Annotated in this window: 24 protein-coding genes; 10 read left to right on the plus strand and 14 right to left on the minus strand. The window is 70.2% G+C overall.

Features of this window, described 5'->3' with window-relative positions:
* Positions 1–11 precede the first annotated feature (11 nt).
* Complete coding sequence (locus ASD13_RS04715; RefSeq protein WP_055866227.1) at positions 12–1,457, minus strand: Na+/H+ antiporter NhaC family protein; 1,446 nt, start codon at positions 1,455–1,457, stop codon at positions 12–14.
* Between the two features lie 67 nt (positions 1,458–1,524).
* Complete coding sequence (locus ASD13_RS04720; protein WP_055866228.1) at positions 1,525–3,138, minus strand: amidohydrolase; 1,614 nt, start codon at positions 3,136–3,138, stop codon at positions 1,525–1,527.
* Between the two features lie 83 nt (positions 3,139–3,221).
* On the opposite strand from ASD13_RS04720, the gene ASD13_RS04725 reads away from it, so the two are divergent.
* Genes ASD13_RS04725 through ASD13_RS17535 form a run of 5 tightly spaced genes read left to right on the plus strand, consistent with a single transcriptional unit; the run spans position 3,222 to position 6,133 of the window.
* On the plus strand, positions 3,222–3,878 hold the full coding sequence (locus ASD13_RS04725; protein ID WP_055866230.1) for a TetR/AcrR family transcriptional regulator: 657 nt from the start codon (positions 3,222–3,224) through the stop codon (positions 3,876–3,878).
* A gap of 9 nt (positions 3,879–3,887) precedes the next feature.
* Positions 3,888–4,520 (plus strand): metal-dependent transcriptional regulator, encoded by a 633-nt coding sequence (locus ASD13_RS04730; protein WP_055866231.1) that lies wholly within the window; start codon positions 3,888–3,890, stop codon positions 4,518–4,520.
* A gap of 54 nt (positions 4,521–4,574) precedes the next feature.
* Positions 4,575–5,387 carry an HAD-IIA family hydrolase gene (locus ASD13_RS04735; protein WP_021198233.1) on the plus strand — a complete coding sequence of 271 codons (813 nt, stop codon included), beginning with the start codon at positions 4,575–4,577 and terminating at the stop codon, positions 5,385–5,387.
* Between the two features lie 3 nt (positions 5,388–5,390).
* A complete protein-coding gene (locus ASD13_RS04740) occupies positions 5,391–5,969 on the plus strand; it encodes a YdeI/OmpD-associated family protein (protein ID WP_055866232.1) in 579 nt (192 codons plus the stop codon).
* Entirely contained in the window at positions 5,966–6,133 is a 168-nt protein-coding gene (locus tag ASD13_RS17535; protein ID WP_200942451.1) for a hypothetical protein, read from the plus strand. The genes ASD13_RS04740 and ASD13_RS17535 overlap by 4 nt, the downstream gene beginning before the upstream one ends.
* A gap of 25 nt (positions 6,134–6,158) precedes the next feature.
* Here the strand turns inward: ASD13_RS17535 and ASD13_RS04745 are convergent, their stop codons facing one another.
* From ASD13_RS04745 to ASD13_RS04785, 9 genes are all read right to left on the minus strand, one after another.
* Positions 6,159–7,787 carry an ABC transporter ATP-binding protein gene (locus ASD13_RS04745; RefSeq protein ID WP_055866234.1) on the minus strand — a complete coding sequence of 543 codons (1,629 nt, stop codon included), beginning with the start codon at positions 7,785–7,787 and terminating at the stop codon, positions 6,159–6,161.
* Positions 7,784–8,917, minus strand: a complete 1,134-nt coding sequence (locus tag ASD13_RS04750; RefSeq protein WP_055866235.1) for a serine hydrolase domain-containing protein — start codon at positions 8,915–8,917, stop codon at positions 7,784–7,786. The genes ASD13_RS04745 and ASD13_RS04750 overlap by 4 nt, the downstream gene beginning before the upstream one ends.
* A complete protein-coding gene (locus tag ASD13_RS04755) occupies positions 8,914–10,065 on the minus strand; it encodes an enolase C-terminal domain-like protein (protein ID WP_055866237.1) in 1,152 nt (383 codons plus the stop codon). Before ASD13_RS04755 ends, ASD13_RS04750 begins: the two co-directional genes overlap by 4 nt.
* A 13-nt stretch (positions 10,066–10,078) precedes the next feature.
* A complete protein-coding gene (locus tag ASD13_RS17115; protein WP_017829584.1) occupies positions 10,079–10,582 on the minus strand; it encodes a GNAT family N-acetyltransferase in 504 nt (167 codons plus the stop codon).
* Positions 10,579–11,769, minus strand: coding sequence for an anhydro-N-acetylmuramic acid kinase (locus ASD13_RS17325; RefSeq protein ID WP_055866239.1), 1,191 nt, complete (start codon positions 11,767–11,769; stop codon positions 10,579–10,581). The genes ASD13_RS17115 and ASD13_RS17325 overlap by 4 nt, the downstream gene beginning before the upstream one ends.
* Complete coding sequence (gene murQ / locus ASD13_RS04770; protein WP_017829586.1) at positions 11,769–12,674, minus strand: N-acetylmuramic acid 6-phosphate etherase; 906 nt, start codon at positions 12,672–12,674, stop codon at positions 11,769–11,771. The genes ASD13_RS17325 and murQ overlap by 1 nt, the downstream gene beginning before the upstream one ends.
* A complete protein-coding gene (locus ASD13_RS04775; protein ID WP_017829587.1) occupies positions 12,671–13,558 on the minus strand; it encodes an ABC transporter permease in 888 nt (295 codons plus the stop codon). The genes murQ and ASD13_RS04775 overlap by 4 nt, the downstream gene beginning before the upstream one ends.
* Positions 13,555–14,526: an ABC transporter permease gene (locus ASD13_RS04780; protein ID WP_017829588.1), complete on the minus strand. Its 972-nt coding sequence runs from the start codon at positions 14,524–14,526 to the stop codon at positions 13,555–13,557. The genes ASD13_RS04775 and ASD13_RS04780 overlap by 4 nt, the downstream gene beginning before the upstream one ends.
* Before the next feature lie 66 nt (positions 14,527–14,592).
* Entirely contained in the window at positions 14,593–16,140 is a 1,548-nt protein-coding gene (locus ASD13_RS04785) for an ABC transporter substrate-binding protein (RefSeq protein WP_017829589.1), read from the minus strand.
* A gap of 165 nt (positions 16,141–16,305) precedes the next feature.
* Between ASD13_RS04785 and ASD13_RS04790 the strand changes: the two genes are divergently transcribed.
* From ASD13_RS04790 to ASD13_RS04800, 3 genes are all read left to right on the plus strand, one after another.
* Positions 16,306–17,208 carry a MurR/RpiR family transcriptional regulator gene (locus tag ASD13_RS04790; protein WP_017829590.1) on the plus strand — a complete coding sequence of 301 codons (903 nt, stop codon included), beginning with the start codon at positions 16,306–16,308 and terminating at the stop codon, positions 17,206–17,208.
* Positions 17,205–18,353 carry an MFS transporter gene (locus tag ASD13_RS04795; protein ID WP_055866240.1) on the plus strand — a complete coding sequence of 383 codons (1,149 nt, stop codon included), beginning with the start codon at positions 17,205–17,207 and terminating at the stop codon, positions 18,351–18,353. The genes ASD13_RS04790 and ASD13_RS04795 overlap by 4 nt, the downstream gene beginning before the upstream one ends.
* Before the next feature lie 119 nt (positions 18,354–18,472).
* Positions 18,473–18,697 carry a hypothetical protein gene (locus ASD13_RS04800; protein ID WP_055866242.1) on the plus strand — a complete coding sequence of 75 codons (225 nt, stop codon included), beginning with the start codon at positions 18,473–18,475 and terminating at the stop codon, positions 18,695–18,697.
* A 19-nt stretch (positions 18,698–18,716) separates the two neighbouring features.
* On the opposite strand, the gene ASD13_RS04805 is transcribed toward ASD13_RS04800, so the two are convergent.
* Together ASD13_RS04805 and pyrE are read right to left on the minus strand one after the other, a co-directional pair.
* On the minus strand, positions 18,717–19,619 hold the full coding sequence (locus tag ASD13_RS04805) for an ROK family protein (protein ID WP_055866245.1): 903 nt from the start codon (positions 19,617–19,619) through the stop codon (positions 18,717–18,719).
* Positions 19,616–20,176: an orotate phosphoribosyltransferase gene (gene pyrE, locus ASD13_RS04810; RefSeq protein WP_017829594.1), complete on the minus strand. Its 561-nt coding sequence runs from the start codon at positions 20,174–20,176 to the stop codon at positions 19,616–19,618. The genes ASD13_RS04805 and pyrE overlap by 4 nt, the downstream gene beginning before the upstream one ends.
* Before the next feature lie 184 nt (positions 20,177–20,360).
* Between pyrE and ASD13_RS04815 the strand changes: the two genes are divergently transcribed.
* Both ASD13_RS04815 and ASD13_RS04820 read left to right on the plus strand, forming a co-directional pair.
* Positions 20,361–21,206: an exodeoxyribonuclease III gene (locus tag ASD13_RS04815; protein WP_055866246.1), complete on the plus strand. Its 846-nt coding sequence runs from the start codon at positions 20,361–20,363 to the stop codon at positions 21,204–21,206.
* 11 nt (positions 21,207–21,217) lie between these two features.
* Positions 21,218–22,027, plus strand: a complete 810-nt coding sequence (locus ASD13_RS04820) for a Cof-type HAD-IIB family hydrolase (RefSeq protein ID WP_055866249.1) — start codon at positions 21,218–21,220, stop codon at positions 22,025–22,027.
* Between the two features lie 3 nt (positions 22,028–22,030).
* Here ASD13_RS04820 and ASD13_RS04825 read toward each other — a convergent pair whose 3' ends face one another.
* On the minus strand, positions 22,031–24,079 hold the full coding sequence (locus ASD13_RS04825; RefSeq protein ID WP_055866250.1) for an MSCRAMM family protein: 2,049 nt from the start codon (positions 24,077–24,079) through the stop codon (positions 22,031–22,033).
* Positions 24,080–24,272 lie beyond the last annotated feature (193 nt).

A 24,272-nucleotide genomic window follows, 5' to 3' on the forward strand; every position in this document is an offset into this window, starting at 1 on the left:
GTCGGCGCGGACTACGCCATGACGAAGCCCGTGACCAGGTAGAGCACGAACGACAGCCCTGCGGCGATGCCCGCGTACGGCAGGATCGCGAGCATCAGGTTGATCGGCTTGATGCCGATCGATCTCGACGCGAGGATGATGCCGTCGCCGTAGAGGCAGGTGGTGCTGCCCAGCGCCGCACCGGAGAACACCGCTGCGCCCGCGAGGATCGGGTCGGCGCCGAGCGCGAGCGCCAGCGGCAGGACGACCGGGGTGATCACCGCGGCGAGGTCCCAGAACGATCCGGTGGCGTACGCGTAGATGCCGCACACCGCGAACACGATCGCCGGCAGCAGTGCCGGGGTGAGCACCGGCTCGGTGACCTGGATCACGAACTCCGCGAGCTGCAGGGTGGTGTTCATCTCCTGCACCATGAACGCGAGGACCGTGAGGATCATCACGAACAGCATGCTCTCGATACCCTCGAGCGCGGCATCCAGCACCCCACGGATGCTGAGCCGGCGCTGCACGAGCACGATCACCAGAGTGACGGCGAGAGCCGCGGCCGTGCCGGCCACGACGTTCGCGTTGGTGACGATCGTCACCCCGACCAGCACGGCCATCGCGATCAGGAAGCCCCAGGGCTGCGGCTTGCGCTCGGCGTCGGCAGAGGTCGCGAGCGCGGTGGCCACCCGCTGGGCGGTCGATCCGTCGGGGTCGTCGGCCTTGAGCTCGGCGAGGAGAGCGGCCCCCTCGGCCCGCCGCTCATCGTCAGTGGTGCCGAGCGGGAAGACGTCGCCGTCTCGCTCCGCCCGGATCGCGTCGCGCTTGATCACGCCGAGCTTCGGCAGCCAGCCGATGCTCATCAGCAGGGCGACGGCGAGTGCCGCCCACCCGAAGAAGATGAACGGGATCGCCTGCAGGTAGGCGCCGAACCCCGTGCCACCGACCGTGACGCCCTGCGCCTCGAACAGACCGGAGAAGAACAGCGCCCACGTCGAGACGGGGACGAGCACGGCGATGGGCGCGGCCGTCATCTTCATGATCGCGCCGAGTTGCGTGCGGGGCACGCGGTAGCGATCGGTCACCGGCTTCATCGAGGTACCCGTGGTCAGCACGTTCAAGTAGTCGTCGACGAACAGCACGACCGAGAGCAGGAACGTCAGCACGGTCGACTTGCGCCGCGAGGTGACGAACCGCTCGGCCCAGCGTGCGAAGTCGGTGACGATGCCCGACTTCTCGAACAGCATCATCAGGATGCCGAACAGCGCGACGATCAGCAGCAGCCACTGCGCCGTGGCGTTGGAGAGGGCTTTGCCGGTGTACTCGACCCAGACGTCGAAGCCACCCCAGCCGCCGAGGATCAGCGCCCCGGCTACGGTGCCGCAGAACAGGGCGAACAGGGTGCGGCGGGTGGCGACCGCGACGATCAGGATCACCACGATGGGCAGGAGCGCGAGAGCGCCGAATTCAGGCATGGGAGTCACCTCAGTGTGAAGGGATGCGGGTGCGAAGAGCGTGCGAGTGGTGCGGTCGAGCCGGGGGTCAGGGCTCGACGCCGCCGACGACCGTCCCCTGTACGGGAAGGTCGGGGAGGTCGTCCGGGGCGACGTGCAGCGGGTTCTCCGCCCACACGGCGTAGTCGGCGCGGAACCCGGGGGCGATGCGGCCGAGGTCGGCATCTCCCTGGGCCAGGGCGGCGCCCACGGTGTAGCCGTGCAGCGCCTGGTAGGGGGTGAGCGCCTGGGCGGGCTCGAACACCGGGGCGTCGGGGTCGCCGGGACGCCGGCGCAGCATCGACCACGCGAGGCCGATGCGGGCGTCGTTCTGCGCGATGGGCCAATCGGATCCGAGGGCGAGGGGCGCTCCGGCCTCCCAGTAGTCGCGCACTCGCCAGGCGCGGGCGGCGCGAACGGGACCCAACCGGTGCGACCAGTCGTCCGAACCGTCGGCCTTGCGCCACTGCATGTGAAGAGGCTGCATGGAGGCGGTGATCCCCGCGGCGGCGATGCGTGCGACGTCGCGGTCGGTCGTCGTCTCGAGGTGCTCGATGCGGTGCGGGGCTCCACCGGCGCTGCGCACACCGGCGGCGAGATAGGCGTCGACGACTTCCCCGACGGCACGATCGCCGATCGCGTGGGTCGCCACCTGGAACCCGGCTTCGGCGTATCGCCGCACGGTGCGGGCGTATGCGGCGGCATCCTTCCAGAACGGCTCCAGGCCCGCCCCTGCGGTATCCGGCTCGTGGAGCCAGGCGGTTCCGGTCTCGACCACGCCGTCGGCGTAGAGCTTGACCACGCCGCCGCGCCACCGGTCGCCGCGGCGGTCGCGCATGGCGAGGTTGGCGGCCGTGCGCTCCTCGTCGAAACCGGGTTCGTGGTCGATGGCCGACACGATGCGGATCGGCAGTCCTGGTCCCTGCTCCAGGGCGTCGAGCAGGTCGAGCGTGGCGAAGCCGCCGTCCATGATCGTGCCGCCGGTGAGGCCGGAGTCGCGCAGGCCACGCAGCAGTTCGTGTCCGACGGCGAGGGTCTGATCGCGGGTCAGCGCAGGGGCGCTCAGCCGCACGGGCTCGTAGGCGCCGAGCTCGCGCAGCTCCCCGGTGGGGCGGCCATCGGCATCGACGACCACGCACGACGAGTCCTCGAACGCGCGCGCGCCGGTGATGCCCGCACGCGCGAGTCCCGCACGACTGGCGAGGGCGGTGTGCCCGTCGAACACGATCAGCAGCGCCGGGAGTCCGCGCACCGCGTCTTCGATCGCCGCCGCCGTCATCGGCAGCTCGTGGAACACGTCGTAGTCGAGGTTCCAGCCGCGCACCCACGGGTCGGAGTCCTCGGCGAGCGCGCGATCGGCTTCGGCTCGAAGCGCCGCGAGGAGAGCGGAGCCGGTGGTCAGGCCGCCGAGGTCGATCCCCGCCGTCAGCTCGATGCCCTGAATGGGATGCAGGTGCGCATCGATGAGTCCGGGGGTCACCGCTGCGCCGCCGAGATCGTGGACGACGGTGCGGGGTCCGCGCAGTTCACGCACCAGGTCGTCGTCGCCGACGGCGAGGAAGCGGCCGTCGCGCACGGCGAAGGCTGTGGCGTGCGGGCGGCGCGGGTCCATCGTCACCACGTGCGCGCCGGTGACAATGGTGTCGGCGTCGAAACCGGTCATGGGCTGTACCTTCGTCGTGGTGAATCGTTCGGTATTGAAAGAGTTTCAATAAAATACCAGACGCCTGAGCAGAATCGAGCACGATGACGAAATCTCCGCGCAGAGTCGGTCGCCCGTCGACCCAGGTGCTCACCGAGGAGCGCATCCTGAAGGCCGCGTTCGCGCTCAGCGCTCAGCGCACTCCGCGCCAGTTCACGATGACCGCACTCGCCGAATCGCTGGGTGTTCGCACCTCGGCGCTCTACCACCACTTCGCGAACCGGGACGCCGTGATCCGGGCGATGCGCGGGCAGGTGAGCCGCGCACTCGTCTCCCCCGTGCTCCACGAGATGCCGATCGAAGACGCGCTTCTCACCTGGGCGCACAGCTACCGCGACGCCGCGATCGCCGCACCGGAGGCCATGGTCATGCTCGCGACCTCGCCGATCGACGCCGACGAGGGCTCGTTCGCCGACTACGAGCAGATCGCCCGACTGCTCTCCGCCGACGGCTGGCCGATCGACACCATCGTGGACGCCATCGTCGCCCTGGAGTCGTTCATCATCGGCTCCGCACTGGATGCCCTCGCCCCCGCGGACAACATGGCTCCGGGCGCCCTCGCTGCGCAGTTCCCCACCTTCGCCGAGGCCGAGGCCGCCCGCGCGCGGCTCAGCACGGATCCCGCCCGGCGCACGTTCGAGATCGGCGTGTGCGCCCTCATCCACGGACTCACCGCATGGGCACGCGAGAGCACCACGTAGGCTGGTCCGGTGGCATCCCCTGCAGCTGACGACTATCTGAAGACCGTCTACGCGCACACCGAGTGGCAGGACGCACCGATCACTCCCTCGGTGCTCGCCGCGAAGCTCGGCATCGCTCCGTCGTCGGTCACCGAGATGGTGAAGAAGCTCGCCGCCGCCGGACTCGTGTCGCACGTGCCCTACGGTGCGGTGCGACTGACGGAGGCCGGCACCGCCCGCGCCCTCGCCATGGTGCGCCGGCACCGGCTGGTCGAGACCTGGCTGGTACAGGAGTTCGGCTACGGCTGGGACGAGGTGCACGACGAGGCCGAGGTGCTCGAGCACACCATCAGCGACCGACTGCTCGAGGGCATCGACGCCCGCCTGGGACGCCCCCGCTTCGACCCCCACGGCGATGCGATCCCCGACGCCGACGGCCGCATCGAGCGCGAGCCGTTCGTGCTGCTCGCGGATGCGCCGGTCGGGCACACGGGGCGCGTGCTGCGGGTCGACGACCGCGACCCCGAGCTGCTCCGAGCCCTCGAGCCCCTCGGGCTGACGGTCGCATCGACCGTGACGGTCACGGCATCCGGGGTCGAGATCGACGGCGCGCAGACGGCTCTTCCCGACGAGGCGGCACAGGTGGTCTGGCTCAGCGCCTAGCTCCCTCTGCAACACGGTCAGGTGCGCGTCACCCCTGCCCTCTAGGCTGTGCACATGGCACAACGTGATGACATCGAATGCTGGCTCACCGACATGGACGGCGTGCTCGTCCATGAGAACGACGCCATCCCCGGAGCGTCCGAACTGCTCGCCGGATGGGAGAGCGCGGGCATCCCGTACCTGGTGCTCACCAACAACTCGATCTTCACCGCTCGCGACCTGTCGGCACGCCTGCGCATCAGCGGACTGCACGTGCCGGAGGAGCGCATCTGGACCTCGGCGCTCGCGACCGCCGATTTCCTGAAGCAGCAGCTTCCCGGAGGCTCGGCGTTCGTGATCGGAGAGGCCGGCATCCTCACCGCGCTGCACGACGCCGGCTTCATCATGACCGAGACGAACCCCGACTTCGTGGTCGTCGGCGAGACGCGCAACTACTCGTTCGAGGCGATCACCAAGGCGATCCGCCTCATCATCGGCGGCGCGCGCTTCATCGTCACGAACCCGGACGCCACGGGCCCGAGCACCGACGGACCGCTCCCGGCCACCGGCGCGATCGCCGCCCTCATCACGAAGGCCACGGGCAAGGAGCCCTACGTCGTCGGCAAGCCGAACCCGATGATGTTCCGCTCTGCACTGAACAAGATCGGCGCGCACTCGAAGCGCACGGGCATGATCGGCGACCGCATGGACACCGACGTCGTGGCCGGCATCGAGGCGGGCCTGCACACCGTGCTGGTGCTGACCGGCATCAGCGACCAGGCCGAGATCGAGAAGTACCCCTTCCGCCCCGACGAGATCGTGCAGTCGGTGGCCGACCTGCTGCCGCGGATCACCGAGACGATCACGACGGTGAAGACCAAGAAGTAGCCCATGGGCGCACTGGACGACGGCGAGCGGATCAGGGCGGCGGATGCCGCGGCCTGGCGCGCTTGGCTCGCCGAGAACCACGAGCGCACGGGAGGCGTCTGGCTGCTGAGCGTGCGAGGTGCCTCCGACGGCGTCGGCTACGAGGATGCCGTGCGGCACGCCCTCTGCTTCGGTTGGATCGACGGGCCCGTGCGTGTGTTCGACGACGGGACGGACGACCGTGCCTCCGGGCAGTGGTTCTCCCCTCGTCGCCCCGGCAGCGGGTGGGCGGCGACGAACAAGGCGCGCATCGCCGAGCTCGAAGCCGCGGGACTGCTCGCCCCGGCAGGCATCCGCGTGCTCGAGGCGGCGAAGGCGAACGGCTCCTGGACGCTGCTCGACGGACCGGAAGCCGGGATCGAGCCCGACGAGTTCACCGCCGCGCTCGATGCCGTGCCCGTCGCGCGTGCGAACTGGGATGCGTTCCCGAAGTCGATCAAGAAGTTCGGTCTCACGCAGATCGCGATGGCCAAGCGGCCGGAGACGAAGACCGCCCGCATCGCGAAGATCGTGGCGGATGCCGCGGAGGGGAAACGTCCATGAACCAGAACGACCTGCTGTTCCTCGTCGTCTTCCTGATCCTGCTCAGCTCGCTGACGGTGTTCGTCGTGCAGTTCGTGCGCTCGCGCCGCGGACGCGGCGGCTCGGACGACGGCCGCGCCGGCTGGTGGGAAGGCCCCTGGGACGACGACGACCGCAGGCACTGAGCCTGCGGTCGCCGGAGACATCCGTTCAGGACGCCAGCGAGGCTCCAGGGATCGCCGCGAGCAGCTCGCGCGTGTAGGGATGCTGCGGGTCGTCGAAGATGCGCTCCGGCGTGCCGCTCTCGACCACGACGCCGCGCTGCATGACGTGCACCTCGTCGGAGATCATCCGCACCACGGCGAGGTCGTGACTGATGAAGAGGTAGCTCAGCCCCAGGCGCTTCTGCAGGTCGGCGAGCAGGTCGAGGATCTGCGCCTGCACCAGCACGTCGAGCGCCGACACCGCCTCGTCGAGCACCACGAGCTCGGGTTCGAGCGCCAGGGCGCGGGCGATCGCGACGCGCTGACGCTGCCCACCCGACAGCTCGTGCGGCAGGCGCTCCGCCATCGCCGCGGGCAGCGCGACCTGCTCCAGCAGCTCGAGCACCCGGGCATGCCGCGACGCCGTGGTGCCGATGCGGTGCACGCGCAGCGGCTCGGCGATCGACTGCTCGACCGTGTAGCGCGGATCGAGCGAGGCGTAGGGGTTCTGGAACACCGGCTGCACGCGACGGCGCAGGGCGAACAGCTCCTTGCGGCGGAGCGTGGTCAGGTCGAGCCCGTCGAACAGGATCGACCCCGACGTGGCGTCTTCGAGTCCGAGCACCATGTTCGCCGTGGTCGACTTGCCGGAGCCCGACTCGCCCACGATCGACACCGTGGTGCCGCGGCGGATCTCGAAGCTCACGCCGTCGACCGCCGTGAACGTCTGCGGCTCCCCGGCCTTGGGGGCGCGGAGGGCGAACTCCTTGCGGAGGTCGCGGATCTCGACGAACGGCGTCCCCGTGGCGGCCTCGCGCTGCGGCAGGACATCGCGGCGCGAGGCGAGGCTGGGCGCCGCAGCGAGCAGCTGCTTCGTGTACTCGTGCTGCGGGGCGCAGAGCACCTGCGCCGAGGTGCCCTCCTCGACCACCCGACCGCGGAACATGACGACGATGCGATCTGCGCGCTCGGCGGCGAGGGCCAGGTCGTGCGTGATCAGGAAGACCGCGGTGCCGAGCTCGTCGGTGAGCGTGTCGAGCTGGTCGAGGATGCGGCGCTGCACCGTCACGTCGAGGGCGGAGGTGGGCTCGTCGGCGATCAGCAGGCGCGGCTTGCAGGCGAGGCCCATCGCGATCAGCACGCGCTGGCGCATGCCGCCGGAGAACTCGTGCGGGTACTGGTGGGCGCGCTGCGCGGCATCCGCGATCCCCACCATCTCCAGCAGCTCGACGACTCGGGCCTTGGTGGCGTCGCCGTGCGTGTGGCCGTGCACCTCGAGCGCCTCGCCGATCTGCTCGCCTACGCGCATGAGCGGGTTGAGGTTCGACATCGGGTCCTGCGGCACGAGGCCGATCCCGGCACCGCGGAGCGAGATCATGGCGTTCTCGGGGAGGTCGGTCAGCTCGCGCCCGTCGAAGCGGATGCTGCCGGCCGTGATCACCCCGTTCTCGGGGAGCAGACGGTTGACGGCGGCCGCGGTGGTGGACTTGCCCGACCCCGACTCCCCCACGATCGCGACGGTCTCACCGGCGGCGATGTCGATGTTGACGTCGCTGATCGCGGTGACCAGCTCGGAACCGGTCCGGAAGGCGACGGCGAGGCCGCTGATGCTCAGCACGGGCTCGGTGGTGCTCATGGTGTTCTCGTTCCTTCGTTGTCGTCGGGATCGTTGTCGTCGGGATCGTTGTCGTCGGGATCGTGGTCGTCGGGCACGAGCGCGGGGAGTGCCGTGCGCCAGAGCGCCTCGGTCGGTGAGGGCTCGACGGCGAAGAGGCGGGTGCTCAGCAGCACCACCGCCGTGCCGGTGCCCGGAAGGAGTCCGAGCGCGCATCCCGTGTAGCCGGGGTGCCAGAGCAGACGGGTCCGCTCACCGGCGACCGCGATCGCATCGCTACGCCAGCCCAGTGCCTGTCCGTGGTCCGGTCCGTCCCGGAACAGCTCGGCGACGGCATCCGGATCCCACAGCTCAGGGTGCCGCTCGGGCGCGGCCAGCGCAGCACCGAGGGTCAGCAGATCACCGGCGGTGCTGAAGAGTCCGGCGTGACCTGCGACGCCGCCGAGGGCGTGGAAGCAGTTGCCGTCGTTCACGACTCCGGCGATCTCGTCGTCGCGCCAGGTGAACTCCCGCGCGGTCGTGAGGATCGGATAGGGCTCACCCATGGCCACCATGCGACGCTCGGCGGCATCGCCGACGGCGGAGGAGGCGACGGGCGGGGCGAACGGGCCGTATCCGGTGCGGTCGAGGCCGAGGGGTGCGGTCACGAGCTCGCGGACGGCGGCATCCAGCGGCGCGCCGGTGACGGCCGCGATGATGCGGCCGAGGAGCATGAAGCCGAGGTCGGAGTAGTGGCGGCCTTCGTCCAGGCCGTAGCGCAGCGGGATCGCATCGACCGCGGCGGCGGGGTCGATGGCGTGCTCACGATCGAGGTAGAGCGGCTGCCATTCCCAGAGTCCTGCGCGGTGCTGCAGGAGGTGGCGCACGGTGGTTCCCGCCGCGCACGCGGTGCCGCGGACGAACCGCTCGACCGGGTCGTCGAAGCCCAGCTCGCCCCGGCTCACGAGTCGCAGGATCGCGGTGGTGGTCGCGGCGACCTTCGACACCGAGGCGATGTCGAACGCGGTCTCTGTGGTCATCGCCGTTCCGGCGAGGTCCGCCAGACCGCCGGCGGCGATGTCGCGCCCGGCATCGGTGACGACACCCGCGACCACGCCGCGAGGGGCGGATTCCATGGCGAGCACGGCGCCGACGGCTTCGGCGGCGGTCATGCGCGCACCTCCGCACCGACGGGGAGGTCGAGCAGGACCTCGGGGTGCGCATCCGCGGCGAGGGCGCTGATGCCGAGACCCGCGTCCGCCTCCAGCAGCAGAACGTCTCCGGACGGCACGACGCCGCCGATCACCGGCGACCTCTGCAGCCAGAACGCCGCATCCAGGTCGTGCACGACACCGGGGGCGACGACAGCTGCGAGGTGGGCGGCGGCGCTCACTCCGACATGCGACTCCATCATGCAGCCGATCACGACACCCAGGCCCGCCTCTCGTGCGGCTTCCGCGGCGGCGAGGGCCTCGGCCAGTCCACCCGTCTTGGCGAGCTTGATGTTCACGAGATCGGCGGCTCCGCGCTCGGCGACCCTGCGCACGTCCTGGGCCGTGCGCACCGACTCATCGGCCATGATCGGGGTGTCGACGGCCGCTGTCACGGCGGCGAGAGCATCGAGATCGTGCGCGGCGACGGGCTGCTCGACGAGTTCGATCCCGAGGCCTGCGTCTTCGGCGGCACGGATCACGCGGATCGCGGTCTCGGCGTCCCAGGCCTGGTTCGCGTCGATCCGCAGCGTGACGTCGGGCCCGACCGCGGCACGAACGGCGCGGAGTCCGGCGACCGTGTCGTGCGCAGCGGAGGCCTTGAGCTTGAGGCACCCGAACCCCGCGGTGACGTACTCCTCGGAAAGCGCTGCCACCGCATCCGGCTCCCCCACGGACAGGGTCATGTCGGTGCGGATGCGCGACGTCCTCGAGGAGTCGTGTACGGCGTGCGCGCGAGACAGGTCGGCCGCGAGCGAGACCCCCTGCTGCTGTGCGGCGAGATCCGCGACGGCGCACTCGACCGCGCTGCGGGCGGCGGCGTTGCCCCAGATCGACCGCGTGATGTCGACAGCAAGCCCGGGGTCGCCGGCGTCGCGACCGCGTACGGCCTCGGCGAGCGGACCTGCGACGGCGGCGGCGACACTCTGCGAGCTCTCCCCCGTGACGCGCCAGCTCGTGGCGGCCTCACCGTATCCGCGGCGCCCGTCGGCGTCGGTCGCCTCGACGAGCACGACGTCGAGGTGATCGGTCTGGCGCACGGCGGTGATGAACGGCCGCACCAGGGGCGACGGCACCCGGAGCACGCGCAGGCGCATCACCGCGCTCATGGCGATACCCCGCTCATGTCCACTCCCTGCGCATGCGCTGTTCGGGTTCTCCGAACTCCGGCTGCGTGCGGGTGGCTCCATCGGGGTGCCAGCCCTTCGCCTCGTAGAAGCCGATCGACGGCGCGTTGGCCGCGAACACCCACAGCGTCGCGGCCTCGGCCCCGGCCTCCTGCAGGTCAGCGGTCGCCCGTGCCAGCAGCGCGCCGCCGATGCCCCCGCCGTGGGCACGGGGCGAGACGTACAGGGAGTGCACGGCACCGTCGATCCGACCCTCGCCGCCTGCGGTCGCGGCGTACCGGGTGAGTCCGACGATCCCGCCATCGCGCTCCGCGACGAGCACGACGCCCACCGGATCGGCGAGCACCCGCTGCCACAGCGCCTCGGCGCGCTCGTCGGTCATGGCATCGATCGCCCCATCGGGCAGCACGCCGCGGTAGCTCTCCCGCCAGCAGGCGAGGAACACCTCGATCACCCCGGACAGGTCGTCCGGGGTGGCGGGGCGCACCTGGAGGCTCACGATGCTGCGGCCTCCGTGAGCACGAGGGAGTCGATGGCAGCGACCGGCTCCGGCATCTGCAGAGGACCGACCCCCGGGGTGATGGTGCCCAGGATGCGCGGCTCGCGCGCACCTGTTCCCCCCGGGACGATCGCGGGAATACCGTGCATCGTGGACCAACCGATCAGCGCGAGGAGGATCGCCTCCTTGCTGTCGGCGGCCGCGCCCAGCTCGTCCGCCAGCACGACCTCGGTCGCAGGGAGCGCGGCGCGCAGTCCGTCGAGGATCAGCGGGTTGCGGCAGCCGCCGCCCGACACGGCGAGGAAACCGATACCTGCAGCCTCCACATCACGCGCGACCGTGCGGACCGTCAGCTCGGTCAGGGTGCGCACGACATCCGCGACGGCGATCTCGCGACCCTGCGCGGCGAGGTGCTCCTGCACGTAACCGAGGTGGAAATGCTCCTTGCCCGTGCTCTTGGGCGGCGTGAGGGCGTAGTACGAGTCCTCCAGCAGCGCGGCCAGCAGCGCCTCGTCGACCTGACCGGTGCGGGCGATCGCGGCATCGTCGTCGTAGCCGAGCGGGTTGAGGCCGTGCTCCACGATGACCGCATCCACCAGCGCGTTCGCGGGGCCGATGTCGTAGGCGACCAGGCCGTCCTGCCGCACCACCGTCATGTTCGAGATGCCGCCCAGGTTCAGGGCCGCCGACACTCCGGCGCGCGAGCGCAGCAGCAGCTCGTCGAGGAACGACACCAGCGGGGCACCGTGCCCGCCGACCGTGATGTCGCGGATGCGGATGTCGGAGACCACGGGGGCACCGACCTTCTCCGCGATCCAGGCGGGCTGCCCGATCTGCAGGGTGCCCAGCGCGTGCGCTCCGTCGACCCAGTGGTACACGGTCTGCCCGTGCGAGCAGACAGCGTCGACACCGCCCACCTCGGCGGCGATGTCGGCGGCGACCTCGGCGAACGCCTGTCCGATGAGGGTGTCGAGCTCGCACACCTCGGCGAGGGTGGTCTGCGCCGGTGGCAGCGCAGCGATCAGCCGCGCCCGCAGCTCGGGCGCGTAGGGCACGCTCGTGGCGGCGAGCACCGTGCCGTGCAGATCCACCCCGTGCGCGGTGAAGCCGCCATTGGTCGTGAAGTCGACGACGGCGGCATCGATCCCGTCGTGCGAGGTGCCGGAGATCAGTCCGAGGACGCGCATCAGTTCTCCTCCAGTGCGGTGCGCAGCCGACCGTCGGCGGCGCCCAGTCGAGCGGTCGCCGCGGCGAGATCCTCACCGCGGCGGATCATGATCGACGCGAGCTTCACGTCGTAGGCGGCGGCCTCCAGCGCAGCCACCGCCGCGTCGCGGTCGACCTCGGCGATGGTCTGCACCATCCGGATCGCACGCTCGCGCAGCTTGTGGTTGGTGGCCTTCACATCCACCATCAGGTTGCCGTAGGCCTTGCCGTTTCGCACCATCGAGATGGTCGAGAACATGTTGAGCACGAGCTTCTGCGCCGTGCCCGATTTGAGGCGGGTCGAACCGGAGAGCACCTCGGGGCCGACCTCGACCTCGATCCCGTGTTCCGCCGCCGCGCTGAGAGCGGTACCGACGTTGCACGAGAGGCCGATGCTGAGCGCTCCGAGCTCGCGCGCGCGGCGGACGGCGGCGATCACATACGGCGTGCGTCCGCTCGAGGCGATGCCGATCACGGTGTCGAGCGGGCCGATGCCCGCCGCGTCGATGGCTGCAGCGCCCGCTTCCGCGTCGTCCTCCGCGCCCTCGACGGGGTTCACGATCGCGCCGGGACCGCCCGCCATGATCGCGAACACCAGCTCCGGCGGAGTGCTGAACGTGGGAGGGCACTCCGAGGCGTCGAGCACGCCGATGCGGCCGGGGGTTCCCGCGCCGACGTAGACCAGGCGTCCGCCCTGCGCCATACGGGCGGCCGTGGCCTCGATCGCCGGAACGATCTCCCCGAGTGCGCGCTGCACGGCGGCCGGCACCGTGGCATCCGCCTCGTTCATGGTCTGCGCGAGCTCCGCCACGCTCATCAGGTCGAGTTCGGCGTAGCGGGGATCGCTGGCCTCCGTCGCCAGTGCGCCGAGGTCCTCCATGGTCATCGCTTTCCTCTGTTCCGGGGGTCGAGGCTGTCGCGCAGGCCATCGCCGAGCAGGTTCAATCCCACGACGAGGAGCACCACGATCACACCGGGCGCGATCATGGTCCACGGGGCGATCGTCACGAGCGTGCGTGCCTCGAAGATCATCGAGCCGAGCGAGGGCGCGGGCGGAGGTGTGCCGAGGCCGAGGAAGCTCAGCGAGGCCTCGGTGAGCACGGCCCAGGACAGCGAGAGCGTCACCTGCACGATGATGATCGACGTGATGTTCGGCAGCACGTGCCGGAACATGGTCGCCATGCGGCTCTGACCCGTGCTCTTGGCGGCCTTGACGTACTCGACCTCGCGCAGCGACAGCACCGGCCCTCGGGTGACGCGGATGAAGATCGGCACGTAGACGATCGCGATGGCCACGGCGATGGTGAACCAGTTGCGCTCGAACACCGAGGCGAGCGACAGCGCGAGCAGCAGCGGAGGGAAGGCGAACAGCACGTTGGTGACCGCGGTGATCGCGCCGTCGGAGAAGCCGCGGTAGAAGCCGGCGATGAGCCCGCACACGGTACCGACCACGGTGGCGAAGGCCACGGCGACGACCGAGATCAGCGCCGAGTTGGCGACGCCGGCGGCGACGCGGGAGAACACGTCGCGACCGAACTGGTCGGTGCCGAACCAGTGCACGGCCGACGGCGGCTGCAGGCGGGAGGGCGGATCCTGCGCCAGCGGGTCGAACGGCAGCAGCCCGAACGCCGAGACGAGGCTCAGCACGGCGAGCAGTGCGACGATGATGAGTCCCGTGAGCCCGCTGCGGCTGCGCAGCAGGAGACGCACGCGCTCCATGGTGCGCCCGCCGCCGGGGGCGAGGGCCGGGGTCTGAGAGATGTCGGTCATGCGGCACGCACCCGAGGATCGATGACCCGGTACAGCAGGTCGGTGAGCAGGTTGACGATGACGAAGGCGAGCGCGATCACGAGCACGGTGCTCTGCACGAGCGCGTACTCCTTCTGCTGGATGCCCAGCAGCACCTGACGCCCGATGCCGGGGAGCGAGAAGATCTGCTCCACCACCACGGCACCGCCGAGGAGGTAGCCGAACTGCAGGCCGGTCATGGTGACGATGGGCACGAGCGCGTTGCCGAGCACGTGGCGCACCTGCAGGCGACGCGGGGGGACGCCCTTCGCCCTGGCGGTGCGGATGAAGTCGTTGGAGCGGATCTCGAGCACGGCCGTGCGGGTGGTGCGCATGATCGGCGCGGCGATGCCGAAGCCGAGCACGATCGAGGGCAGCAGCATCTGCTGGAGGTTCAGCAACGGGTTCTCGAACAGCGTGGCGTAGGCCTGGCCGTTGGGGTTGAAACCGAACGACGAGGCGAGGATCGCCAGCAGCGCCGTGCCGAGCAGGAACGCGGGGATCGAGAGACCGGCGAGACCGACCACCTGTCCGACGCCGTCGCGGAACGAGTCGGGCTTCGAGGCGGAGAGCATTCCGAGCGGGATGCCGATGGCCAGCGCGATCACGATCGAGAAGATCGCGAGCTCGAACGTCACGGGGAGGGCGGCGGCGGTGAGATCGAGCACGCTCGTCTGCGCCCGCGACGAGAAGCCGAGGTTGCCGGTGAAGATGTTGCCCAGCCACGAGAAGAACTGCACGAAGAGCGGCTGGTCGAGACCGTAGTACGACTCGAGGGCGGCGCGCTGCGACGGCGTGAGGGCGGCGGCCTCGGTGCCGAGGCCGGAACTGATCTGGTCGCCGGGGATGGCGCGCAGCATCAGGAAGACGAAGATGGCGACGCCGAGGAGCGTGCCGAGGGCTGCGAGGATGCGTCGCAGCACGCTGTTGCGGAGGATCTGTCTGAACATGCGCGTGTGTGGGTGCCTGTCGTCGGGGAGGGAGGGGGCGCGGGGTGGCCGCGCCCCCTCGATCCGCTACTTGATGGAGGTGGTCCGCAGGTACTGCAGCGAGCCGTTCACCATCGGGACGAAGCCGTCGACGTTCGACGCGGTCGCCGTGTAGGTGTAGCTCGTGAACAGCCAGATCCACGCGGCGTTGTCCTCGAGGTTCTCGGAGACCTGCGCGTAGATGTCCTTGCGCTTCTCCGGGTCGGCCGTCTGGCGGCCCTCGGCGAACAGCGCGTCGAGCTCGGGCGAGGAGTAGCCGGCGACCTTGTTCAGGTTGCCCGTGCTGGTGAAGTACCGGCCGTACATGCCGTCGGGGTCGGGGCGACCGCCGTTGAGGGCGACAGCGGCGTCGAAGTCGGCCGCGATCCAGCGATCGACGAAGGCACCGGACTCGAGCACCTCGAGGTCGAGCGTGATGTTCGCGTCGGCCAGCTGCGCCTTCAGGTTCTGCGCCTCGTTGACCGAGGTCGCGTACTCGCCCTGGGAGACGATCGTCTTGATGGTGACGCCGTCCTCCTTGCCCGCCTTCTTCAGGTACTCGGCCGCCTTGTCGAGGTCGCGCTCAGGGCACGGGCGTGCGTCGGGGTCGGACTTGTACGCGGGAGACGTGATGGGACCGGTGACCTCGCCCTCGCCGAGGGCTGCGGTGTCGAGCACCTCCTGGCGGTCGATCGCGCACTGGATCGCGAGGCGCACGTTGACGTCGGTGAGGTCGCCGCGCGTGGCGTTCAGCTGCAGCGCGTGGTAGCTCAGCTGCGGGGTCGTGGCGACCTCGACGTTCGCACCCTCGGCGGTCTGCGCGACCAGCGGGTCATCGAACACGGCCAGCTGCACGTTGCCGGACTGCATCGCCGAGACGATCGAGGACTCGTCGGGGATCACGCGGAACTCGACGGTGTCGAGCAGCGCGGTGTCTCCCCAGTAGTCCTCGTTCTTGGCGAGCGTGATCGACTGGCTCGCCTTGCGGTCGTCGAGGATGAAGGGACCGGTGCCGTTCGGGGTGGTGTTCAGCCCCTCTTCGGTGTCGTCCGAGGACAGCATCGCCATGTTGATCACGGCGAGGTTCGCCGGAAGCGCGGCGTCGGGAGCGCTGAGGGTGAGGGTGACGGTGTTCTCGTCGGTGGCCTCGACCGCGGTGACGGAGGCGAGAGAGCTGCGCGACACAGCGGCGGTGGCTTCGGCCGCGATCGCATCGAGCGAGTACTTCACGTCTTCGGATCCGAACGTGCTGCCGTCGGCGAACGTGACGCCTTCCCGCAGGTGGAAGGTCAGGGTGAGGCCGTCTTCCGAGACGTCCCAGGACTCGGCGAGGCCGGGGACCACGTTGAGGTCCTCGTCGAACTCGGTCAGGGTGCCGTACAGGTTCTGCAGCACGTTGACGGCCTGGAACTGGGTCGCCTTCCAGGGGAAGAGCGTGTCTGGGTCGCTGGTGACGCCGATGACGAGGTCGCCGCCTGCAGCACCCGCTGACGGCTGGGGGTCGGATGCGGGTGCGGAACAACCTGTGATCACGAGCGCCAAAGCGACACCCGTGGCAGTGAGAGCGCCGAATGACGCCCGCCGTGCTGTGCTCATTGCTGATTCCTCCTGGCTGGGACGCGTCGCCGTGGCGTCGGGTCAGGCGCTGTTGCCTGCCGCCCCGCGAACATCGTCGGTCTTGGTTGGTACTAAAAGTACACGACAGACACTACTGATGTAACAGAAGTTCCTCTACTGTTATGAACAGCGATCGGAGACCCCATGCCCCATGAAGCCGCCCGCGACGACGCCGGCGCACACCCCGTGCTCGTCCGCATGCGTGCGATCCGCCCCGAACTGCGTCCGAGCGAGCAGCGCATCGCCGACCTGTTCCTCGCCGATCCCGCGGGGACCGCTGGCCTGTCCGTCGCCGAACTCGCCCAGCGCTGCGACACCTCGACCACCTCGGTCGTGCGATTCTGCAAGCGCCTGGGCTACGAGCACGTGCGGGAGCTCCGCAACCACGTGCTGCGCGACGTCGAGCGCGAGACGTTCGACACGGCCGCGCTTCCCGCCGTCTCCGGCGACATCGACCGCAACGACACCCTGGCCGACATCGTCGCGAAGGTCTCGCTCGCCGAGACCCTCTCCCTCGCCGACACCGCCAAGGTGCTCGACACCGAGTCGCTGCGGGCCTCCGTCGACGCCATCACCTCATCGACCAGGGTCGACATCTTCGGTGTGGGCGCGAGCTCCATCGTCGGTCTCGACCTGCAGCGCAAGCTCACCCGCATCGGGCGCACCGCTCTGGACTGGTCGGACCCGCATGCCGCGTGGACGTCGGCGGCGACCCTCGGGCCCGGCAACGTCGCGATCGCGGTGTCGCACACCGGCGCCACCACCGACACGATCGAGTTCCTGCTGCTCGCCCGTCAGGCCGGAGCCACCACCATCGCGATCACGAACCACGCGGGCGCTCCCCTGGCCGATCAAGCCGACATCGTGCTGACGACCGCCGCCCGCGAGACCGGCTTCCGCTCGGGCGCACTGGGCAGCCGGATCGCTCAGCTCATGGTGGTCGACTGCATCTTCATCGGCGTCGCCCAGTCGAACTACGACCGTTCGATGGAGGCGCTGCGCGACACGTTCGCCGCCGTCCACCGCGTGCGGACGGCGGGGGCGTGACCGACGACACCCGACGCGCGCGAGCGGGGCTGTTCACCGCATTCGCAGGTCTCGGGGTCACGGCCGCCTTCGTTCCCGCGATCCTCCCCTCCGCCGAGCGCGCGATGACCGCCGACCTCAGCGCCGCCGTGCCCGCACTCTTCGCCGGGCTCCTGGTCGGGGTCCTGGCGTCGGGCCCGCTACTGACGCGATGGCCGCCGCGCACCGCGCTGATGCTCGGCAGCGCCCTCCAGGCCGCCGCCGTCGTCGTGGTGGCACTCTCCGGCACTCCCGCGGTCTTCATCGTCGCGGCCGCGATCGCCGGGGTCGGGTTCGGACTGGTCGAGGCCTCCGGATCCGTGGCCGCGAAGTCCCTGGCCACCGGCAGCGCGACGGGACTGCTCAGCGCCCTGCTCGGCACGGTCGCCGTCTGCGCGGCCGTCACCCCGCTGCTCGTCGCCGTGGGGTCGCCTGCACGTGCGCTGCTCGGCATCCTGGCGATCGTGCCGCTTCTCACGGTCGCGATCCTCTGCGGAGCGGCAGCCCCTTCCTCCCGCGCCGAGGTTCCCGCGCAGCGCGACGTGCGCGGGCTGCTCGTCCTCCTGCCGTTCGCCGTGGCGCTGCCGCTGTATGTGGGCGTCGAGACCGTGCTGTCCGGTTGGTCGGCGGTGATCCCGGAGCGGATCCTCGCGGTCGATCCCGGCCTCGCCGCACTGGGAACCTCGGCGTTCTGGACGCTCATGGCGATCGGCCGCTTCGGCGCAGCGGGTCTGCGGCGACTGTCCGTATCGCCGATCGTGATCCTCGCCGGCGCCACGAGCGTCGCCGCCCTCCTGATGGCCGCCGCGGGGATGCTGGTGGACTCCGCTCCCGTGGGCGCGCTCGTCGCACTGGCCGCCGTGGTCGTGCTCCTCGCTCCCAGCTACGGCCTCATCCTGGGACTCGCCCTCGACCGCCTCGATCCCGCTCGCAGCGCCGCGGTGACCGGCGCGCTCGTCGCCTGCGGTGCGGTCGGCGGCACCTTCGTGCCGACCCTGATCCTGCTGATCGGCCGAGACCCGGCATCGAGCACGACCTTCCTGGCGTCCGCTGCTCTGTGCGCGCTCGTGCCGGCGCTGGTGCTGGTCGCCGCGCGGTCGCCGCAGCGGACCTCGACGGCGAACTGACACCTCGTCCACACCTCGCACCGCCGACGACCTCTTCACAGATGCTGGAATACCGGCGCGCACACCGGTGAGGGCGGCGTAACGTCGTCGACACACCCATCCGAGCAAGGAGAGTACGCGTGTCCACGGAGGTCCTCGCGATCATCATCAGCGCCGTCGGCGTCGTGGTGACGCTCGGCACGAGCATGTTCGTCGGCGCCGCCTGGATGGTCCGCCGCATCGACGCCGTCGACGAGAAACTGACCGCCCGCATCGATGCGGTCGCGGCCGACGTCACCGACCTGAAGATCTCCGTGGCGCGGCTCGAAGGACCACCCCGGCACCTGCTCACCGCGCGCCGCTGAGCAGCGCGACTGGAAGCGCCTACCGGAGCACGAGGGCGGCGGCGCCGATGAGCGGCCCCTCGTCGCCCAGCCCCGATCGCACGACCCGGGTTCGGCGCGAGTACTCATGCGCGGCGCTCGCGGTGAGAGCCTGCTGCACGAGGTCGATGTAGTCCGCCGACACCCGTGAGAATCCGCCGCCGATGGCCACCACGTCGAGGTCGACGAGGGTGGCGGCATCTGCGAGAGCCTCGCCCACCTCGCGGGCCGAACGCTCGATCGCCGCCCGTGCGATCGTGTCGCCTGCGGCCGAGTCGCGAGCCAGATCCTCGCCGGTCGCTCCTGTCCAGCCCTGCTGCTGCGCCCAGGCGGCACTCGCAGGCCCCGAGGCGATCTCCTCGAGGGTCAGGCCACCGTGACGACGCACCTGACCGAGATGGCCGGCGTTGCCGGTGGCACCGGGGATGTAGGCGCCGTTGGCGACGAACCCGCCGCCGACACCGGTGGAGACGACGATCGACAGCGAGGCGCCGGCGCCCTGCGTGGCACCGAGCCACGACTCGGCGAGCGCGAGTGCACCGCCGTCGTGACCGAGCACGGTGGGCACGTCGCGTCCGAGGACGGTGGATGTCGCAGCACGGACGGCCTCTTCGAGGCCGAAGCCGCGGGCGAGGGGCATGTTCACCGGCATGATCGCGCCGGCTGTGCGGTCGATGGGTCCGGCGCTGCCGACTCCCGCTCCGACGAGCTCGGCGTCCGCGGGAAGAGCCGCGAGGGCGTGCTCGACGATGGCGACGACCGAGGCGGTGAGCGACGCGAGCGTGGCTTCGCGACCGGTCGCCTGCCGGCTCCTGCTGCCCTCGACGAGCAGACCGTCCTCCGCGACGAGCGCGGCCTCCATCTTCGTGCCGCCCACATCGACGGCGAGCGCGTAGCGCGTCACTGGGGGTCGAGCCCGAGGTCGTCGAGGTCGAAGGCCGCGCGCCATTCCAGGCCCTCGGCTTCGATCGCGGCCTGTGCGCCGGTCTTGCGGTCGACGATCACGGCGACCGCGACGATCTCGGCGCCTTCCTTGCGCAGGGCTTCGACGGCCTTGAGCGCGGACTGGCCGGTGGTCGAGGTGTCTTCGAGCACCACGACGCGCTTGCCCTTGACATCTGCGCCTTCGATCTGACGGCCACGCCCGTGGTCCTTGGGCTCCTTGCGCACGACGAAGGCGTCGAGCGGGGTGTCGGTGGCGACCGACGCATGCAGCACCGCGTTCGCGATCGGGTCCGCACCGAGGGTGAGGCCGCCGACCGCCACGACATCGAGGTCGCCGATCAGGTCGAGCATGATGCGACCGATCGCGGGAGCGGCACGGTGGTCCAGGGTGAGCTTTCGCATGTCGACGTAGTACGTCGCCTGCTTGCCGCTGGAGAGGGTGAAGTCGCCGTGGAACACCGCCTCCGCCTTGATGAGGTCGAGAAGTGTCTGGCGGTCTGCGTCGAGTGCGGTCACGGCATCCAGTGTAGGAGGCAAGCCGGCGTCGACGGGATCCGAGACTCGGATGCATGAGGCCCGACCGGATGCATGAGAACCGGGGCCGCACCGCTCATGCGCCCGTCCAGCACTCATGCAGATGTCGGCGAGGGACGTCCGTTCGGCGGTGATCCGTGTAGGAGGTGGGCCCTAGGCTTGAGGCATGCGCTTGGCCACCTGGAACGTCAACTCCATCCGCACCCGCGTCACCCGCACCGTCGAGTTCGCCGTCCGAGAAGACATCGACGTGCTGGCGATGCAGGAGATCAAGTGCAAGCCCGAGCAGTTCCCCTACGCTCCGTTCGAAGAGGCCGGCTACCACGTCGAGGTGCACGGGCTGAATCAGTGGAACGGCGTCGCGATCGCGAGCCGGCTGCCGGTCACCGATGTGCGCACGTCGTTCGACGGAATGCCGGGCTTCGCGAAGGGGCATGAGGGGCCGGATGCGCCGCTCGAGGCCCGCGCGCTCGGCGTGATGGTCGAGGGGGTGCGGGTGTGGAGCCTGTACGTGCCGAACGGCCGTGCACTCGATGACCCGCACTACCTCTACAAGCTGCACTGGCTGGAGCAGCTGAAGAAGTCCACGGCCGCCGAGCTGTCGGCGAACCCCGACCTTCCGCTCGCTCTGGTGGGCGACTTCAACATCATCCCGTTCGATGTCGACAACGGCGACCCCGACATCGTGATCGGTCGGTCGACCCACGTCTCCCCGCAGGAGCGCGACGCGTTCTTCGCGTTCCAAGACGCCGGGGTCACCGACGTCGTGCGCCCGCTCATCCCCGAGGGCTTCACCTACTGGGACTACCAGCGTCTGAAGTTCCCCCGCAACGAGGGTGTCCGCATCGACTTCGTGCTGGGTTCGCGCACTCTCGCTGAAGCGGTGAAGGGCGCGTCCATCCACCGCGACGAGCGCAAGGGCGAGCAGCCCAGCGACCACGTCCCGGTGGTCGTCGATCTCGATTTCGGTGGCGCCGATGACGACGACGACCTCCCGATGATCTTCTCCTGAGTGCCGGTCTGATGAGCGTGCGGCTGATCGCCACCGATCTCGACGGCACCCTTCTCGACTCGACGCCCGCCGTCACCGCACGCACCCGTGCGGCCCTCGACGCGGCACGGGAACGCGGAATCCACGTCGTGCCGGTCACGGCGCGTCAGCCGATCGGCCTGCGTGCCATCGCGGCGGATGCGGGCTTCGACGGCTGGGCTCTGTGCAGCAACGGCGCCTACGCCGTGCGCCTCGACGACGGGCGGATGCTGTTCGCCGAAGAGCTTCCGCCCGAGACGATCCGCTCCCTGGCCGAGGCCCTCCGCGCGAGCATCCCCGACCTGCTGTTCGCGAGCGTGCGCGACGCCGGCGAGACGTTCGTGGCCCAGCACGGCTATGCCGCGATCGCCGCTCTCGCCGACCACAAGCGCGACCCCGCCACCATGGGCGGCGTTCCGTTGGATCAGGTGCTCGCCGCTCCCAGCCTGAAGTTCGTGATCCGGCACCCCGAGCTCGCCCCGGCCGCCCTGTTCGACACGGTGCGCTCGCTCGGGCTCACCGGCTTCGAGGTCACGCTCTCGGGTGCGCCGTTCGTCGAGGTCATGGCCGAAGGCGTCACCAAGGCCACGGGTCTCGCCCGCCTCTGCGAGCACCTCGGCATCGACCGCGCCGACGTCGTGGCCTTCGGTGACGCGCTCAACGACGTCGAGATGCTCCGCTGGGCAGGGCACGGGGTCGCCATGGCCGACGCCGAGCCGCTCGTGCACGACGCGGCCGACGAGACGACCGCGTCGAACGACGAAGACGGTGTGGCGCAGGTGATCGAGCGGCTGCTCGGCTGAGGATCAGCTTTCGACGCGACGACGACGCACGAGCATCCCGCCCATCACCGACAGGATGACGCCGATCGCGACGACGGCCACCGGGGCGTCGAGACCGGTGCTGGCCAGCCCCGCGCCCGGTGCCGCCGCACTGCCGCCCGCCTGCCCGGCGGCGCCCGTGCCCGTACCCACGCCCGTGCCCGCCGCTGCGGTGACGGTGAGCGCCGTACGGGCGATCACCGTGGTCCCCGACAGCGCCACCAGGGTGTGCGCGCCCGCCGGCGCGCTCGCGGGGATGCGGAGGGTGCCCTGGAGCGCTCCGTCCGCGTCAGCCGTGAGCGTGCCGAGCGCGATCGGGTCGGAGTGCAGCTCGAACGCGATCGACGCTCCCGGCGCGAAATCGGTGCCCGAGATCGTGATGTCCTTGCCGGCGCGGATCGAGCCCGCGGCGAGCGCGAGGGTGGGCTTCGGCTGAGGCCCGGGATTCGTGACCGCGACGAGGGTGAAGTCGATCCCCGTGACGGGGGCACCCACGGTCGCCACGACGGGCGTCGCCAGCGCCGAGGTGGCGACACCGTCATAGAACTGAGGCTGCGCGATCGTGGTGCCGTCGTGGAACAGAGCAGATGCCTTGAGGATGAATGATCCTTCGGGGAGCGCCAGGGAGTATGCACCGGTCTGAGCGTCGGCGAAGGTCGTGCCGACGATCTGGTTTCCGGACCAGGCCTCGACGATGACCTCGCGCTCGATGGCGGTGTCGAGGGTGACGGTGCCGGCCACGATGGCAGCTGCGTCGAGCTGCGCATCGATTCCCACGACGCTGGCTCCCGACGGCACGGTGACGGGCGTCGCGGATGCCTTCGTGAAGGCGTCCGCCCAGTACTCCGCCCGCAGGTCGGAGTCGAAAGGCTCGAAGAGCACGCGGTACTCGCCTGGGGCGACGGCGACCTGATAGGTGCCGTCGTTCGAGGCCCCGGAGAAGTACGCGTGACGGTCGTCGTCCACGCTGGTGATGGTGATTCTGCCGAGCGCGCGGGTCCCGTCGCTGCTCTTGGTCACCGAACCGCTGATGTATCCCACCGTCTCGAGCGCCGCGTCGATGCCGGTGGTCGTCTGCGACTCGGTGACGACGACGATCTTCGCAGCGTCGAAGCTGTACGCGTTCTCCCAGTACTCCGCAGAGAGCCCGGGGCCCGGCTCGGCGAACTGCACACGATAGGAACCCGCGGGGAGTCCGTCGATGTGATATCCGCCCGTGAGATCGGTGCGGGCGAAGGCGGCGATCTCCCCGTTCATGTCGAGGGCGTTGACCGTGACGTTCGCGAGCGCTTCGCCGTCGTCGGTGCGCGTGACGACGCCGGCGATCGATCCTCCCGCCGCGAGGGAGGCATCGATCCCGGAGGTCGTCGTGTGCTCGGCGATCACGATCGGCTCGGCTTGCGAGTATTCGGAGGCGTTCCTCCAGTATCCGCGCTTCAGGTCGGTCCCCTCCGCGTGGAATCCGATGACATAGGAGCCGCCGGGAAGACTGCCGAGCGTGTATCGCCCGGCCCCGTCGGTGAGGGTCGAGGTCCAGTACCCGTCCGTGCCGTCCGCGGTCACACGGGCCCCGCTGACGGGCGTGCCGTCATCGGCACGCGTGACAGTGCCGCTGATCGATGAGGTCGGAGTGGGTGCGAGCGCGGCATCGACACCAGGATGCGCGGAGCCGTCGACGACGGCGACGCGCTGCGCGCCCAGAGAGTCCCTGGCGTCGTCCCAGTAATCGGTGGCGTAGTCGCCCGCCGGATCGAAGAATCGCACGAGGTAGCTGCCGTCGGCCAGGCCGCTGAACGTGTAGGTGCCGCTCGCGTTGGTGACGACGGTGTGCCATCCGGTATCGCTATCGCGCTGCGCCCGCACCTCGATGCCGGCCAGGGCTGTTCCGCCTACGGTCGATGTCACCGTCCCGGAGATCGAACCGGTGACGACCGGGTCGTCTTCCGCGGCGGCCGCCGTCACGCCGCCCAGAGCGAGCGCGAGTGCCGCCGCTGCGCCGAGTACCGCCCGAATGAATGCGCGTCGTCGCGCCATGTTCCCACCCTCCGAAGAAGGACGATCTCGCGAAGGATGTCGCGGTCGACCTCGAGCCCGAGCCGATCGCCCGGTAACGCTCACATCGAATCTAGAGGCTCGGTGCAGAGGAAAGGAATAGTCGATACACAGGAGTTACTCGTGCTCGGGTGAGGAAACACCCCGTCCTCAGCACTCGATCCCTCCATCCCCG

The sequence above is a fragment of the Microbacterium sp. Root1433D1 genome, from assembly GCF_001426835.1.
In the GTDB taxonomy this organism is placed as follows: domain Bacteria; phylum Actinomycetota; class Actinomycetes; order Actinomycetales; family Microbacteriaceae; genus Microbacterium; species Microbacterium maritypicum.